13 protein-coding genes are annotated in these 15,148 nt (G+C 68.9%); 5 read left to right on the top strand and 8 right to left on the bottom strand.

From position 1 onward, the window contains the following. Positions 1 to 52: 52 nt before the first annotated feature. Entirely contained in the window at positions 53 to 985 is a 933-nt protein-coding gene (locus G582_RS0112175) for an energy transducer TonB (RefSeq protein WP_156880495.1), read from the top strand. Between the two features lie 40 nt (positions 986 to 1,025). Here the strand turns inward: G582_RS0112175 and aroE are convergent, their stop codons facing one another. The 4 genes from aroE to G582_RS0112155 form a co-directional block, all read right to left on the bottom strand. Continuing rightward, positions 1,026 to 1,859: a shikimate dehydrogenase gene (aroE, locus tag G582_RS0112170; protein WP_028840065.1), complete on the bottom strand. Its 834-nt coding sequence runs from the start codon at positions 1,857 to 1,859 to the stop codon at positions 1,026 to 1,028. A 132-nt stretch (positions 1,860 to 1,991) separates the two neighbouring features. Further along, positions 1,992 to 2,990, bottom strand: a complete 999-nt coding sequence (gene hemB, locus G582_RS0112165; RefSeq protein ID WP_083961204.1) for a porphobilinogen synthase — start codon at positions 2,988 to 2,990, stop codon at positions 1,992 to 1,994. A gap of 28 nt (positions 2,991 to 3,018) precedes the next feature. Further along, entirely contained in the window at positions 3,019 to 3,261 is a 243-nt protein-coding gene (locus G582_RS0112160; RefSeq protein WP_038054046.1) for a hypothetical protein, read from the bottom strand. A gap of 71 nt (positions 3,262 to 3,332) precedes the next feature. Continuing rightward, the gene (locus tag G582_RS0112155) at positions 3,333 to 4,331 is read right to left on the bottom strand and encodes a chorismate transformation FkbO/Hyg5 family protein (protein WP_051247216.1); all 999 of its coding nucleotides are present in this window, start codon (positions 4,329 to 4,331) and stop codon (positions 3,333 to 3,335) included. A gap of 130 nt (positions 4,332 to 4,461) precedes the next feature. Here G582_RS0112155 and G582_RS0112150 point away from each other — a divergent pair, with 130 nt between their 5' ends. After that, on the top strand, positions 4,462 to 6,786 hold the full coding sequence (locus G582_RS0112150; RefSeq protein WP_028840061.1) for a S9 family peptidase: 2,325 nt from the start codon (positions 4,462 to 4,464) through the stop codon (positions 6,784 to 6,786). Positions 6,787 to 6,846: 60 nt separating this feature from the next. Here the strand turns inward: G582_RS0112150 and G582_RS0112140 are convergent, their stop codons facing one another. Both G582_RS0112140 and G582_RS0112135 read right to left on the bottom strand, forming a co-directional pair. After that, on the bottom strand, positions 6,847 to 7,566 hold the full coding sequence (locus G582_RS0112140) for a glutathione S-transferase C-terminal domain-containing protein (protein WP_028840060.1): 720 nt from the start codon (positions 7,564 to 7,566) through the stop codon (positions 6,847 to 6,849). Positions 7,567 to 7,639: 73 nt separating this feature from the next. Next, positions 7,640 to 9,112 carry an MFS transporter gene (locus G582_RS0112135; protein WP_248642785.1) on the bottom strand — a complete coding sequence of 491 codons (1,473 nt, stop codon included), beginning with the start codon at positions 9,110 to 9,112 and terminating at the stop codon, positions 7,640 to 7,642. Between the two features lie 171 nt (positions 9,113 to 9,283). On the opposite strand from G582_RS0112135, the gene G582_RS16590 reads away from it, so the two are divergent. Together G582_RS16590 and uvrD are read left to right on the top strand one after the other, a co-directional pair. Continuing rightward, positions 9,284 to 9,895, top strand: a complete 612-nt coding sequence (locus G582_RS16590; protein ID WP_038054044.1) for a YqhA family protein — start codon at positions 9,284 to 9,286, stop codon at positions 9,893 to 9,895. 38 nt (positions 9,896 to 9,933) lie between these two features. Continuing rightward, positions 9,934 to 12,120, top strand: a complete 2,187-nt coding sequence (gene uvrD / locus G582_RS0112125; RefSeq protein WP_028840058.1) for a DNA helicase II — start codon at positions 9,934 to 9,936, stop codon at positions 12,118 to 12,120. 12 nt (positions 12,121 to 12,132) lie between these two features. Here the strand turns inward: uvrD and G582_RS0112120 are convergent, their stop codons facing one another. Together G582_RS0112120 and G582_RS0112115 are read right to left on the bottom strand one after the other, a co-directional pair. Next, positions 12,133 to 12,414 (bottom strand): DUF2782 domain-containing protein, encoded by a 282-nt coding sequence (locus G582_RS0112120; RefSeq protein WP_028840057.1) that lies wholly within the window; start codon positions 12,412 to 12,414, stop codon positions 12,133 to 12,135. 54 nt (positions 12,415 to 12,468) lie between these two features. Further along, on the bottom strand, positions 12,469 to 14,313 hold the full coding sequence (locus G582_RS0112115; RefSeq protein WP_028840056.1) for an ABC transporter ATP-binding protein: 1,845 nt from the start codon (positions 14,311 to 14,313) through the stop codon (positions 12,469 to 12,471). Between the two features lie 83 nt (positions 14,314 to 14,396). On the opposite strand from G582_RS0112115, the gene G582_RS16585 reads away from it, so the two are divergent. Further along, the coding region (locus G582_RS16585; RefSeq protein WP_038054038.1) for a 5'-3' exonuclease at positions 14,397 to 15,148 on the top strand (752 nt) is incomplete at its 3' end.

Genomic DNA, 15,148 nt, shown 5'->3' with positions numbered 1-15,148 from the left:
GGCGACATCGACAAACGGGGAGATGGGGATGCGCATGTTGAAGGCGGGGGTATTGGCGCTGTTGCTGGCGTCCGCAGGTGCACAGGCCGGCGATCGACTGGCGGTGCAGGCGGCCGGCGAGAGCGTGATGACGATGCGGGTGGACGGCGACTTGCTCATCGACACCGAGGGGCGGGTGAAGGAGTACAGCCTGCGCACGACGCTGGATCCGGCATTGCGAAACATTCTTGACAAGGCGATCCCGGTCTGGCGATTGAAGCCAGTCACCCAAGGTGGCAAGCCGGTCAAGGCGAAGACGCCGATGCGGATCATTCTGGCGGCCCGAGAAGTGCCTGCCGGTTATGAGGTGCGGATCGAGAACGTGGTGTTTGCGCCCATTACCCCGGAAGACCGCGCGGCGGCGAAAGCCTCGCAGCTGGCCGCCCGCGAGCGTGGCGAAACCATTGATGTGGCCGGCGAACAGCCTCGGCAGCCGGTGTCCATCACCCATCAGATGATGCAGCCGCCGCTCTATCCGAAGGGACTGATGATTGCCGGAGTGGAGGGAACGGTGCTGCTGAACGTGCGCCTGAACCCCAATGGCACGGTGGCGGAGGTGGTGGCGTCGCAGTCCAGCCTGCTGAACGTCAAGGGCCGGTCCTCGGTACTGGACAAAGCGCGCGCCCTGCTGGAGCGAGAGTCTATGCGGGTGGCCGCGCAGTGGCGCTACACCGTGGATGCGGCGCACCCGGAATTGCTGGATGCCGAGGACCTCACCCTGCGCGTACCGATCGAATTCCGCATGGGCCGGTCAGGAGACAAGGTCGACCCGCTGAATGGTGCGTGGCGCCACGAGTTCCGCGGCCCCAATCTCCCCGTGCCATGGCTGCGGGGCAAGGAGGGCGAACAGGTCGTGGGCGTTTCCGATCTTGCCGGCAGCGAGCAGATGGCTGGCCGCACGCCGTTCCGTCTGGTCGACCGCAGTGTGCTGGGCCAAGCGCTCTGACTGTCAGAATTGCACGTGATGCGAGGGCGGCTTACCGCCCTCAGTCCGCGGTCACCAGCCCATCGCTGCGGGCGCGCAACTCGGCGTACACCGCTTCGGTTTCCGGGCGCACGCCGTGCCAGAGCAGGAAGCTTTCCGCGGCCTGCTCCACCAGCATGCCCAGCCCGTCCAGCGCCTGCGCGCAGCCCGCCGCGCGGGCCCAGGCCAAGAACGCCACCGCCGCCTCGCCATAGCTCAGGTCCACCGCCACGCTGCGCTGGCCGGCCAGCGACATCGGCAGCACCGGCAGGGTGCCGCCACGGGTGGCGGAGGTGGCATTGATGAGCAGGTCGAATTCGCCCAGCCGGTCAAGGTCGTCAAGGCCGCGCGGATGGACGCGGCCGGGCTCGCCCAGCGCATCCGCCAGCGCCTCGCTGCGTGCCGGCGTGCGGTTGGCCACGTAGAGCGAGTGGATGCCGGCATCCAGCAGGGCGGGCGCCACCCCGCGTGCGGCGCCGCCGGCGCCCAGCAGCAGCACGCGGCGCTCGCGCAGGTCCAGGCCGTGGCGCTCGGTCAGGTCGCGCACCAGCCCGCTGCCGTCGGTGTTGTCGCCACGCCAGCCGTGGCCGTCGCGGATCAGGGTATTGGCTGCACCGGCGCGCTGCGCGCGGCTGCTGGCATTGCCCATGCACAGGGCGAACGCGTCTTCCTTCAGCGGCAGGGTGACGTTGGCGCCGTGCACGCCGCTGGCGGCGAGCTTCGAGGCGAAGTTGGCGTGGCCGGCCTCGAGGGCGACGTAGTCCATCGCGATGCCGCATTGCTTCGCAAACGCGAAATGGATGCGCGGCGACTGCGAGTGGCTGATGGGTGAACCGAAAACGGCGTAGCGTTGCATGTGCTCTCCCTGCCTGTAGTCGCCGCGTCAACCTCTTCCTGCGCTTTGCCTGTAGGAGCGCCCCGCAGGGGAGGACGCTCCAGGCCTGATCTTGCGAATGCGTTCGCGCCCGTTCCGTGCGCTCCTACAGGATCAGGCCTTCATCCAGCGCGCGGCGTCCAGCGCGAAGTAGGTGAGGATGCCGTCGGCGCCGGCGCGCTTGAACGCGGTCAGTGCCTCCATCGCCACCATCTTCTCGTCGATCCAGCCGTTGGCCGCGGCGGCCTTGATCATCGCGTACTCGCCGCTGACCTGGTAGGCGTAGGTCGGGCGCTTGAAGTGCTGTTTCACCCGGTAGAGCACGTCCAGATACGGCAGGCCCGGCTTGACCATCACCATGTCGGCGCCTTCGGCGAGGTCGAGGCCGACTTCGTGCAGCGCCTCGTCGGAGTTGGCCGGGTCCATCTGGTAGGTGTACTTGTTGCCCTTGCCGAGGTTGCCGGCGCTGCCCACCGCGCTGCGGAACGGGCCGTAGAAGGCGCTGGCGTACTTGGCGCTGTAGGCCATGATGCGGGTGTGGATGAAGCCGCTGGCTTCCAGCGCGTCGCGGATCACGCCGATGCGGCCGTCCATCATGTCGGACGGCGACAGCACGTCCACACCGGCGGCGGCGTGCACCAGCGACTGCTTGACCAGCGCTTCGATGGTTTCGTCGTTGAGGATGTAGCCGCTGTCGTCGATCAGCCCGTCCTGCCCGTGGGTGGTGTACGGATCCAGCGCCTGGTCGGTCATCACGCCGAGTTCGGGGAAGCGCGACTTCAGCGCGCGGATGGCGCGCGGGATGATGCCGTTCTCGTCCCAGGCGACGCGGCCGTCGGCGGTCTTGGCGGACGGATCCGGCACGCCGAACAGGTCGAGCACCGGGACGCCGAGCTCCAGCGCCTGCTCGCCCACCCGCAGCAGTTCGTCGATCGACAGCCGTTCCACGCCCGGCATCGAACCGACCGGCGCGCGGCCCTGTTCCTCGTGCACGAAGACCGGGTAGATCAGATCATTGGTGGTCAGCACGTGCTCGCGCATCAGCCGGCGCGAGAACTCGTCGCGGCGCATGCGCCGCGGACGGACGGGAAAGCGGTTTGCGGGCGTGTTCATGCGGGCATTTTACGCCCGCCGCCGGCGATCAGAGGATGCCGCCACCTATCAGCAGCCGGATCGAACCGATGCCGATGGCGACGATGCACAGGAGCAGGCCGATGATGCCGGTCACCCGGCCCTTGCCGGTGGCGATGGCGATGATGGCGAGGATCGCGCCGACGGCCGCGAACGGGATCATGAACCAGTTGCCCCAACCCAGCAGCGGCACCAGCGCCAGCAACATCCACAGCAGTGAAAGAATGCCCCAGATCAGGCTGACCAGTCCCATGCGCGTTCCCCCGGATTGTCCAGCTGCACGATATGCAGGATGTCGCCGGTCAATGCAAGCACGGATCCGGGTCAGGCGTGGCTGCCGTCGATCTCCACCGCCAGCTCGCGGCGGCAGACGTGGGCGTGCAGCAGCAGTCGCGGCACGCCCGGCAGGCGCGCCTGCAGCAGCGCATCGACCTGCGCCAGCGCATCGGCATCGCGTACGTACACCTTCAGTGGCGAGCCGGGGCCGAGCGCGGCGGGCAGCGCAGGGCGCAGCAGTCGGGCGGTGTCGATCAGGCTCTGCAGGTTGACCAGCACTTCGTCCAGCTGCGCCTCCAGCGAATCGCCGTGCTGCGAGGCGTGGCCCACTACCGCGGCGGTGCCGGACAGCAGCATCGGCATTGCGCTGGATGCCGGCAGCAGGGCGCGGGCGAAGCCGGGCGGCTGCGGGCCGTACTGGCGCGGGTAGCGCCAGGCCTGCAGCTGGCGCGGGTTCTCCAGCGGCGTGCCGGCCTGTTGCGCCGACAGCCAGTACAGCTGGAAGCGGCCGCTGCGCTGCGGGTGGCCGATGGCGGTGGCGGCGGGCAGTTCGCCCGGTGCCAGTTCGCGGCCGATACCGCGCGCGCGGCCGACGCAGAAGCGCCGGTAACGCTCGTCATCGCCGTCGCCTTCGGTGATCGCGTCGAGGTAGTTCCAGATCCGCAGCGGATGCGGATGGTCGCTGCGCGACAGCCACTGCTGCAGGCGCCGGTAAGCGGCTTCGGCGACCGCTTCGATGTCGCCGTCGTCGGCCAGTTCCAGCGCGCCGAACTGCAGCCCTCCGCCGCGGCTCCAGGCGATGTCGCCGTCGCGGCCGTGGCTCACCGCGCCATCCACGCGCCAGCACTCCAGCGGCGCGCGCCCAAGCGCCGGCGCCAGCGCCACGCGCAGGTGGCGCGGGTCGTCCTGGCGAGGCGCCGCGACGTCGCTGAATGCGAATGCGGCCAGCAGCCCGGGTTCCGCCAGCACGGCCTCCAGCGACGCGTCGACGAGGTCGATGCGCAGCGGATTGGCGGGCGGGGAGGCGACGGTGGGCAGCGAGGACATCAGGGCGCGAATGATAGCGCGCCGGCATGAGGCGCCGGTCACGGCCCCGACCATTGGCACGGGCGCCGCGGCGGGCCACGCGCTAGCATCGCCGGCGGTGCGCACGGGCGCGAGGACTCTCGGGGATGCAATGGCACGACATTCGAACGCGGTCTGGCTGGCGGGAGCGCTGCTGATGGCCGGCGCGGGCACGGCGACGGCGCAGGCGGTCACCACGGCCGACTACGAGCGCGCGGTGAAGATGCTGGGTGATCGCACCGCACCGCTGTTGGACCAGGCGCTGAGCGGCGCCAGCTGGCTGGAAGACGACACCTTGGTGTACCGGCTGGCCGACAACGGCAAGGTGCAGGTGCTGCGCTTCGATCCCGCCACCGGCAAGTCCGTGCCGGCGTTCGACGCGAAGGCGCTGGCCGCGGCGATGAACGCGGCAGCCGATGGCAAGGGCAAGCCGGTCGATCCCGACAAGCTGCCGCCGCTGCAGGTCGAGCGCGACGCCGACGGCAGCCTGGTGTTGCGCAGCCGCGGCAGTGCGTTCCGCTGCGCCGCAGGCAGCTGCAAGGTGGAAGCGAAGGCTTCGCCGAAGTCCGGCAGCGAACCCGGCGCGGCCTCTCCCGACGGCAAGCGCGAGGCCTTCATCCGCGACTGGAACCTGTGGCTGCGCGACCTCGCCAGCGGCAAGGAAACCCAGCTCACTTTCGACGGCAAGCCCGACTACGGCTATGCCACCGACAACGCCGGCTGGAAGCACACCGACAACGCCATCGTGGCGTGGTCGCCGGACGGCACGAAGATCGCCACCTTCCAGCAGGACCAGCGCAAGACCAGCACCATGACCATGGTGGGCACCAATGTCGGCGCGCCCGAAGTGCAGCAGTGGAAGTACCCGTTCGCCGGCGACAAGGACGTGACCCTGATCGAGCGCGTGATCATCGACCTGTCCGGCGCCAAGCCGAACGTCGTGCGCCTGCAGATGCCGGCCGACCAGCACCGCTCCACCTGCAGCGACGACATCGTCTGCGATGACGGCTGGGAAGACGTGCAGTGGGCGAAGGACGGCAAGACCCTCGCCTTCGTCAGCACCGACCGCGGCCACAAGTCGGCCACCCTGCGCGTGGCCGATGCCGCCACCGGCAAGGTCCGCGACGTGTTCACCGAAACCGTGGCCACCCAGTACCAGAGCGCGCCCACGCTGAGCTCGGTGAACTGGCGCTACCTGCCGGAAAGCAACGAGTTTCTGTGGTTCTCGCAGAAGTCCGACTGGGGTCATCTGTACCTTCACGACCTGGTCACCGGCAAGCAGAAGCGCCAGCTCACCAGCGGCGACTGGAACGTCACCAGGATCCTTCGGCTCGATCCGGCTGCCCGCCAGCTGTGGGTCGCCGGCGTCGGCCGCGAGGCCGGGCGCGATCCGTATTTCTCGCACCTCTACAGCTTGTCGCTGGACGGCGGCGAGCCGCGGCTGCTGACACCGGAGAACGCCAACCACACGGTGACCCTGTCCGAGGACGGCAAGTATTTCGTCGACGTGCATTCGACGATCGCCGACCCGCCGGTGGCGCTGGTGCGCGATGCCGCGGGCACGCAGGTGGCGGAATTGGCGAAGACCGACCTGACCCGCCTCAAGGCGGCCGGTTGGGTGGCGCCGGCGTCGTTCACGGTCAAGGCACGCGACGGCAAGACGGATCTGTACGGCCAGATGTTCAAGCCGTCCAACTTCGATCCGAACAAGAAGTATCCGATCGTCACCTACATCTACCCCGGCCCGCAGGTGGGTTCGGTGCGCAGCCGCAGCTTCCAACCCGCGCACGGCGACCACCAGGCGCTGGCGGAGCTGGGCTTCGTGGTGATCGCGGTGGATGGCATGGGCACGCCGCTGCGCAGCAAGTCGTTCCAGGACGCGTGGTACGGCGACATGGCCGACAACACCCTGCCCGACCAGGTGGCGGCGCTGAAGCAGCTGGGCGAGCGCCATCCGTGGATCGACACCGCCCGCGCCGGCATGTGGGGCCATTCCGGCGGCGGCAACGCCACCGCCGCGGCGATGTTCCGCTACCCGGACGTGTACAAGGTCGGCATCGCCGAATCCGGCAACCACGACAACCTGACCTACGAGGACGACTGGGCCGAGCGCTACCACGGCCTGCTGGAAAAGAAGGCCGACGGCAGCAACAACTACACCGGCCAGGACAACGCCGCGCTGGCGAAGAACCTCAAGGGGAAGCTCTTCCTGCTGCACGGGATGATGGACGACAACGTGCCGGTGCAGTCCACGCTGCAGGTGGTCGATGCGCTGATGAAGGCCAACAAGGACTTCGACCTGCTGTTGCTGCCGCATGCGCGCCATGGCTTCGGCGTGGACAGCTACTACGTGATGCGCCGGCGCTGGGACTACTTCGTGAAGAACCTCATCGGCGCCGAACCGCCGAAGGCGTTCGAGGTCAAGCCGCAGTTCTGACGGCTTCGCCAGTTCCGCAACGCACGACGGCGCCGCAGGGCGCCGTCGTCGTTCCCGGGCTCAGCGCGGGCCCTGCCCGAACAGGATCTTCTTCTCCTCGTCCGACATCGGCTTGCCGGCATCCGGATTCACCTGCTGCGCCAGCGCATACGCGCGCTGGGTGGCGGGGCGCGCGGCAATCGCCTCGCGCCAGCGGCGCACGTTGGCGAACGGCGCAAGGTCCAGCGGCGCGGAGGTATAGGCGCCGACCCACGGATAGCAGGCAATGTCGGCGATGCTGTAGTCGTCGCCGGCGATGAAGGCGCGGCCCTGCAGCCGCCGGTCGAGCACTCCCAGCAGCCGCTCGGCTTCCTTGCGGTAGCGCTCGCGCGCGTAGGGCACCACTTCCGGCGCGTAGACGTGGAAATGGCCGTACTGGCCGGTCATCGGGCCCAGCCCCGCCATCTGCCAGAACAGCCATTCATCGACCACGATGCGCTGGCGCAGCGCGGTGCCGGCATCGGCCCCGGTGGAAACACCGGTGAAGCGGCCGGCCTTGTCGGACAGGTAGCGCAGGATCGCGCCGGATTCGAACACGCTGATCGGCTCGCCGCCGTCGGCTGGGGCCCGGTCGACGATGGCCGGCATCTTGTTGTTGGGCGAGATCGCCAGGAACGCCGGCTCGAACTGCGCGCCCTTGCCGATGTCCACCGGATGGATGACGTAGGGCAGGCCGGCTTCTTCCAGCAGCAGGGTGATCTTGTGGCCGTTCGGGGTGGGCCAGTAGTACAGGTCGATCATGGCAAGGTGCTCCTACGCGGGGAGCGCCACTCTAGCGCCGCCACTGTTGCAACGGAGGCAATGCGGCGTTGCGTCAGTGGCCGCGCTCGGCCGCCAGCCGGTCGAGGTCGATGCCCTGCCGGCGCAGCGCCGCGCCGGCGCGCAGTGCGTAGAACGCGAGGTAGCCGAAGCAGGCCACGCCGACCCAGAAGCTGGCGTGCACGCCCACCGCGTCGGCCAGCGCGCCCTGCGCCCAGCTGACCAGCCCGCCACCCATGATCATCATGATCAGCAGGCTGCTGCCCTGGTTTGTGTGGCGGCCCAGCCCGGCGATGGCGAGCGTGAAGATGCACGGCCACATGGTGCTGCAGAACAGGCCCACGCTGATGAAGGCGACGATGCTGGCCTTGCCGGTGGTGGCCATGCCGATCAGCAGGGCGACGATGCCGCACAGCGCGAAATACAGCAGCATCCGCGCCGGGTTGCCGCGGCTGAGCAGGGTGGCCGCCACCATCACCACGATCACCCCGGCATAGCCGAGGAACTGCGACACGTCGTGGCGGGCGATCGCGTTCACCGCGAGGAACACGCCGAAGGCGAGGAACGGCAGCAGCCAGGTCAACGCCCGGCGCGCGCCTGCGCCGACCTCGAACGCGCCGGCCGCACCGGTCCAGCGGCCGATCATCAGGCTGGCCCAGTACAGCGAGACGTAGGGCGCCAGATGGTGGGTCTCGATGCCCAGGCCTTCGTGCAGGTAGGCGGGCAGGTTGCTGACCGTCGAGACCTCCACGCCCACGTACAGGAAGATCGCCACCATCCCCAGCACCAGCTGCGGGTAGGCGAAAGCGGACGCGCGCGCCGCCGGGCCCGTGTCGCGCGTGGCGTCGTCCGCGGCCGGCTCCAGCGCGATGTGGTTGGGCACCGCGGACAGGCGCAGGAACAGCGCCACCAGCACGAAGGCGGCGCCCAGCACCAGGTACGGGATCTTGACGCTCTCGATGCTGGCCTCTTCGTTGCCCGTGGCCACGCTGCCGAAGATCGCCAGGCTGACCAGCAGCGGCCCCACCGTGGTGCCGAAGTTGTTGATGCCGCCGGCCAGGGTGAGCCGCTGCGCGCCGGTGGCGGGGTTGCCCATCACGATGGCCAGCGGGTTGGCGGCGATCTGCTGCAGCGCGAACCCCAGCCCGACGATGAACAGCCCCGACAGCATCAGCGCGAACGAGCCGCTGTTGGCGGCCGGATAGAACAGCAGGGTGCCCAGCGCCGACACCAGCAGGCCCAGGCAGATGCCGTTGCGGTAGCCGATGCGGTCGAGCAGGTCGCGGCCCAGCAGCTTCGAGGCCGCCATGTAGGCCAGCGAGCCCACCGTGTAGGCCACGTAGAACGCCACCGAGACCCACTGGCTCTGCGCCTGGGTCAGTCCGAACGCCTTCTTGAACACCGGGATCAGGATGTCGTTGCTGGCGGCGACGAAGCCCCAGAAGAAGAACACGGTGATCAGGACGCTGAACTGCGCCCATCGGGTCTGCTGCTGTGCCATGGTGCCCCGCCGGTTGGTGGTCGTCATCGACGGGCCAACGTCCGTCGACGCCGCGCCCGCTCCCCAGTCCCCGCAGTACACAGCCGCGGCGGCGGCTTGTATAGGTCTTCCAGAGGCACTGCAAACGATTTCCCGGGCGGTTGACGGCGGCGGCGCCAACCGCTGCAATGCAACATTCCCAGTTGACCGCTCCCGCCGATGCAGCCCGATCAGAACCCACGCCTGTCACCCCTGCCCGCCTTGATCTTCTCCTCGCGCTGGCTGCAGCTGCCGCTGTACCTGGGCCTGATCGTGGCGCAGGCGATCTACGTCTGGCAGTTCGGGGTGGAGCTGGTGCATCTGATCGACCAGGTGTTCCTCGGTGGCCACGCCGCGGAGGCGGTGGCGAACGGGGCGGTGCCGGCGGAGCCCGAGAAGAGCGCCGAGATCGTGATCATGCTGATCGTGCTCGGCCTGATCGACGTGGTGATGATCTCCAACCTGCTGGTGATGGTGATCGTGGGCGGCTACGAGACCTTCGTCTCGCGCCTGCGCCTGCACGGCCACCCCGACCAGCCGGAGTGGCTCAGCCATGTCAATGCCAGCGTGCTCAAGGTCAAGCTGGCGATGGCGATCATCGGCATCTCCTCGATCCACCTGCTGAAGACTTTCATCGAAATCGGCGATCTCGGCGCGCCCGGCAACCGCTTCACCGAGGCCGGGGTGATGTGGCAGACCATCATCCACTGCGTGTTCATCTTCTCGGCCGTCGGCATCGCCTGGACCGACAAGCTCATGCACGGCGTGTCCAACGGCAAGCAGGCGCACTGAGGAAGGGACGGCGTGACCGGCCCCGGTAGAATGGCGGCATGGATGTTTCCCACCTTCTCGATGGGCTGAACCCGGCCCAGCGCGAGGCCGTTTCCGCCGCGCCCGGCCATTACCTCGTGCTGGCCGGCGCCGGCTCCGGCAAGACCCGCGTGCTCACCCACCGCATCGCCTGGCTGCACGAGGTGTTCGGGGTGCCGCTGCACGGCATCCTGGCGGTGACCTTCACCAACAAGGCGGCCGGCGAGATGCGCGCGCGCATCGCCGCGCAGCTGGGCGGCGAGCCGCGCGGCGCGTGGATCGGCACCTTCCACGGCCTGGCCCACCGCCTCCTGCGCCTGCACTGGCAGGAAGCGAAGCTGCCGGAAGGCTTCCAGGTGCTGGATTCCGACGACCAGCTGCGCCTGGTCAAGCGCGTGGTGCAGCAGCTGGAGCTGGATGACGGCCAGTTTCCGCCGCGCCAGATCGTCTGGTGGATCAACGCGCAGAAGGACGAAGGCCGCCGTCCGCAGCACATCCAGCCGGCCGCGAACGATCCGTGGAACGATGCCCTGCTGCGCGCCTATGCCGCCTACCAGGAACGCTGCGAGCGCGCCGGGCTGGTGGATTTCGCCGAGCTGCTGCTGCGCGCGCATGAATTGCTGCGTGACAACCCCGGCCTGCTGGCGCACTACCGCCACCGTTTCGGCCAGATCCTGGTCGATGAATTCCAGGACACCAATGCCATCCAGTACGGCTTCGTGCGCCTGTTGGCCGGCAGCGAGGGGCAGGTGTTCGTGGTTGGCGACGACGACCAGGCCATCTACGGCTGGCGCGGCGCCAAGGTCGAGAACGTGCAGCGCTTCCTGCGTGATTTCAGCGGTGCGCAGACCATCCGGCTGGAGCAGAACTACCGCTCCTCCAGCAATATCCTCAATGCCGCCAACGCGGTGATCGCCCACAACGACGACCGCCTCGGCAAGCGCCTGTGGACCGAGGCCGGCGAGGGCGATGCCATCGATGTCTACGCCGCCTACAACGAGATGGACGAGGCCGCCTACGTGGTCGACCGCATCGCGCAGTGGGTGCGCGACGGCGGCAGCCACGGCGATGCCGCCATCCTCTACCGCAGCAACGCGCAGTCGCGCGCCTTCGAAGAGGAGCTGCTGAAGCGGCAGATCCCGTACCGCGTCTATGGCGGCATGCGCTTCTTCGAGCGCGCCGAGATCAAGGACGCGCTCGCCTACCTGCGCCTGCTGGCCAACCGCGACGACGATGCGGCGTTCGAGCGCGCGGTGAATACGCCCACCCGCGGCATCGGCGACCGCACGCTGGGCGAGATCCGCCGCGCCGCGCGCGAGCACCGCGAATCGCTGTGGCGGGCCTCGCGCCGGCTGTGCGAGCACTCCACGCTGGCCGCGCGCGCGCGCAACGCGGTGGCGGGCTTCCTGCAGCTGATCGAGGCGTTGGCGGGCGAGACCGCGGCGATGCCGCTGGCGGAGAAGACCGACCACGTGCTGGCGCGCTCCGGCCTGCGTGTGCACTACGAGAACGAATCGCGCGGCCAGCAGGACTCGCGCACGGACAACCTCGATGAACTGGTGTCGGTGGCCTCGCGCTTCGTGCGTGGCGACGAGGAAGACGCCGCGTCGATGCCGGAGCTGATCGCCTTCCTCGCCTATGCCGCGCTGGAGGCCGGCGAGGGCCAGGCGCAGGCCGGCGAGGACGGCGTGCAGCTGATGACCCTGCACAGCGCCAAGGGCCTGGAGTTCCCGCTGGTGTTCCTGGTCGGGCTGGAGGAAGGGCTGTTCCCCAACATGCGTTCGGCCGAGGAACCGGGCCGCATGGCGGAGGAGCGTCGGCTGGCCTACGTGGGCATCACCCGCGCGCGCCAGCAGCTGGTGCTGTGCCACGCCGAAAGCCGGCGCATCCACGGCAGCGACATGTACGGCCTGCCGTCGCGGTTCCTGCGCGAAATCCCGAAACCGCTGCTGCGCGAGATCCGCCCGAAGCAGCAGCCCAGCTTCGCCCGCGGCGGCTTCGCCCAGCCGCCGCGCCGCGACTTCGGCCACGCCCCGCTGGAAGCACCGCCGGTAAGGCTGGGCGCCAACGTGCGCCATCCGAAGTTCGGCACCGGCTTCGTCACCGACGTGGAAGGCAGCGGCCCGCACGCGCGCGTGCAGGTGAACTTCGACGAGGTCGGCTCGAAGTGGCTGGTGCTGGCGTACGCGAACCTGACGCCGGCGTGATGCGCGGCGCGTTTACCAGCTGAAAAGCTTGTAGTAGGTCATTGGCCCGCCCTTGGCGTCGGCGTCGTTGACCACGCCGTCGCCGTTGCGGTCGTAGATGTAATAGGTGGGGCCGCGCGCCGGCACCACCTTGACCATGGTCAGGCGCCCGCCGTTGCGGTATTCGGTGACCACGTCGCCGTTGGCTTCGGTGCGGGTGGCCGGCACCGCGCCTTGCGCCAGCATTTCTTCCGGCGCGGCGGTGGCGCAGGCGGCCAGCGCCAGCGTCAGGGCAAGGGGCAGGGCGATGCGCATGGCGGTGTCCTCGGGAGCGGTTCGGCAAGTATGCGCGATGCGCGCCGGGCCGGCTCAGTCGGCAGTGGTCGCGTCCAGTTCCAGGAAACCGCCGGACTGCCGCTTCCACAGCTGCGCGTAGAGCCCGCCCTTCGCCAGCAGTTGGTCGTGCGTGCCGGCCTCGACGATGCGGCCGGCGTCCATCACCACCAGCCGGTCCATCGCCGCGATGGTGGAAAGCCGGTGCGCGATGGCGATCACCGTCTTGCCCTGCATCAGCCGGTACAGGTTCTCCTGGATCACCGCCTCCACTTCCGAATCCAGCGCCGAGGTCGCCTCGTCCAGCACCAGGATCGGCGCGTTCTTCAGCAGCACCCGGGCAATCGCAATGCGCTGGCGCTGGCCGCCGGACAGCTTCACTCCGCGCTCGCCCACCTGGGCATCCAGCCCGCGCTGGCCGTGTGAATCCACCAGCTCGGCGATGAAGCCATCGGCATTGGCCTGGCGCGCCGCCTCCAGCAGTTCCGCTTCGCTGGCGTCGGGGCGGCCGTAGAGGATGTTCTCGCGCACCGAGCGGTGCAGCAGCGAGGTGTCCTGGGTGACCACGCCGATCTGCGCGCGCAGCGAGTCCTGCTGCACGCTCGCCACGTCGATGCCATCCACGCTGATGCGCCCGGCTTCCACGTCGTGGAAGCGCAGCAACAGGTTGACCAGCGTCGACTTGCCCGCGCCGCTGCGGCCGACCAGGCCGATCTTCTCGCCCGGCGCGATGTGCAGGTCGAGGCGTTCGATCACGCCGCTGCCCTTGCCGTAGTGGAAGGCCACGTTCTCGAAGCGGACCTCGCCGCGCACCTGCGGCAGCGCCGGCGCGGCGGGTGCGTCGTCCACCGTCGGCGGCAGCGAGATCGAGCTGATGCCGTCATGCACGGTGCCGATGTTCTCGAACAGCGCCGACAGCTCCCACATGATCCAGTGCGACATGCCCAGCAGGCGCAGCGCCAGCGCCGCGGCCACCGCCACCGCGCCGGTGCTGGCCGCGCCCTGCAGCCACAGCCAGATGCCCAGCGCCGCCACCGAGGCCAGCAGCGCCATGTTCAGCGCGTACAGCAGGCTGTAGACGCTGGTGGCCAGACGCATCTGCCGGTACACGGTGGACAGGAAGCCACCCATCGCCTCGCGCGCATAGGCTTGCTCGCGCTGCGAATGCGAGAACAGCTTGACCGTGGCGATGTTGGTGTAGCTGTCCACGATGCGGCCGGTCATGGTGCTGCGCGCATTGGCCTGGTCCTGCGACACCTTGCCCATCCTCGGCACGAACCAGCGCATCAGCAGCCCGTAGCAGGCCAGCCAGCCGGCGAACGGCAGCATCAGCCGCCAGTCGGCGCTGGCCGCCACCAGCAGGGTGCCGCCGAAATACACCAGCACGTAGTTGCCGATGTCGAACAGCTTGACCACGGTTTCGCGCACCGCCAGCGAGGTCTGCATCAGCTTGGTGGCGATGCGGCCGGCGAATTCGTCCTGGAAATAACCCATCGACTGCCGCAGCAGGTAGCGGTGCACGTTCCAGCGGATCCGCATCGGGAAGTTGCCGAGCAGGGTCTGGTGCTGCACCGCCGAGTTCAGCCACGTCAGCAGCGGCAGGACGACGACGACCAGCAGCGCCATCCACGCCAGCCGCGGGCCTTCCACGGCGAGGAAGCCGGTTACGCCCAGCGCGTTCATCCGGTCCACCAGCGCGCCGACGTAGGCGTACAGCGCCACTTCCGCCAGCGCGATGGCGGCGGTAGTGGCGGCCATCAGCAGCAGCCAGCGCTCGGCGCCGCGGGTGTAGTGCCGGCAGAACGCGTACAGGCTTGCCGGAGGCTGCGTCGGCGGTGCGTCGGGGAAGGGGTCGAGGCGGGATTCGAACCAGCGCAGCATGCGGGCGTTCCGGGCGGGGCAGGGCATTGTGCCGTGCGTCGGTCATTCCTGCCTTCGCGGGATCCGGGCATTAGAATCGCCCGATGACGAAGCTTGTGCTGATCGACGGTTCCTCCTACCTCTACCGCGCCTTCCACGCGCTGCCGCCGCTGACCAATGCGGCCGGTGAACCGACCGGCGCGCTGTTCGGCGTGGTCAACATGCTGCGCGGCCACCTGAAGGAGAAGCCGGAGCACATCGCCTTCGTGGTCGATGCGCCCGGCAAGACCTTCCGCGACGAGATGTATCCCGACTACAAGGCCAACCGCCCGCCGATGCCGGACGAGCTGCGCGCGCAGATCGAGCCGATGATGGAGATCGTGGCGGCGCTCGGCATCCCGATCCTGCGCGAGCCGGGCGTGGAGGCCGACGACGTGATCGGCACGCTTGCGCTGCAGGCCGCGGCGCAGGGCCTGGAGGTGACCATTTCCACCGGCGACAAGGATTTCGCCCAGCTGGTGCGGCAGCCGGCAGTCGGCGTGGGGGCGGTGGCGCTGGTCAACACCATGAGCGGCAGCCGCATGGATTCGGATGCGGCGGTGATCGACAAGTTCGGCGTGCGCGCCGACCAGATCGTCGACCTGCTGGCGCTGATGGGCGATGCCATCGACAACGTGCCCGGCGTGGAGAAATGCGGGCCGAAGACCGCCGCCAAATGGCTGGCCGAATACGGCAGCCTGGACGGGGTGATCGCCAACGCCGCCGCGATCAAGGGCAAGGTCGGCGACAACCTGCGCGCGGCGCTTGAGAGGCTGCCCCTGAACCGCGACCTGGTCACCATCAGGACCGACGTGGC

It is taken from the genome of Thermomonas fusca DSM 15424 (assembly GCF_000423885.1).
Classification (GTDB): domain Bacteria; phylum Pseudomonadota; class Gammaproteobacteria; order Xanthomonadales; family Xanthomonadaceae; genus Thermomonas; species Thermomonas fusca.
This window is presented reverse-complemented; position numbering and strand designations above follow the sequence as displayed.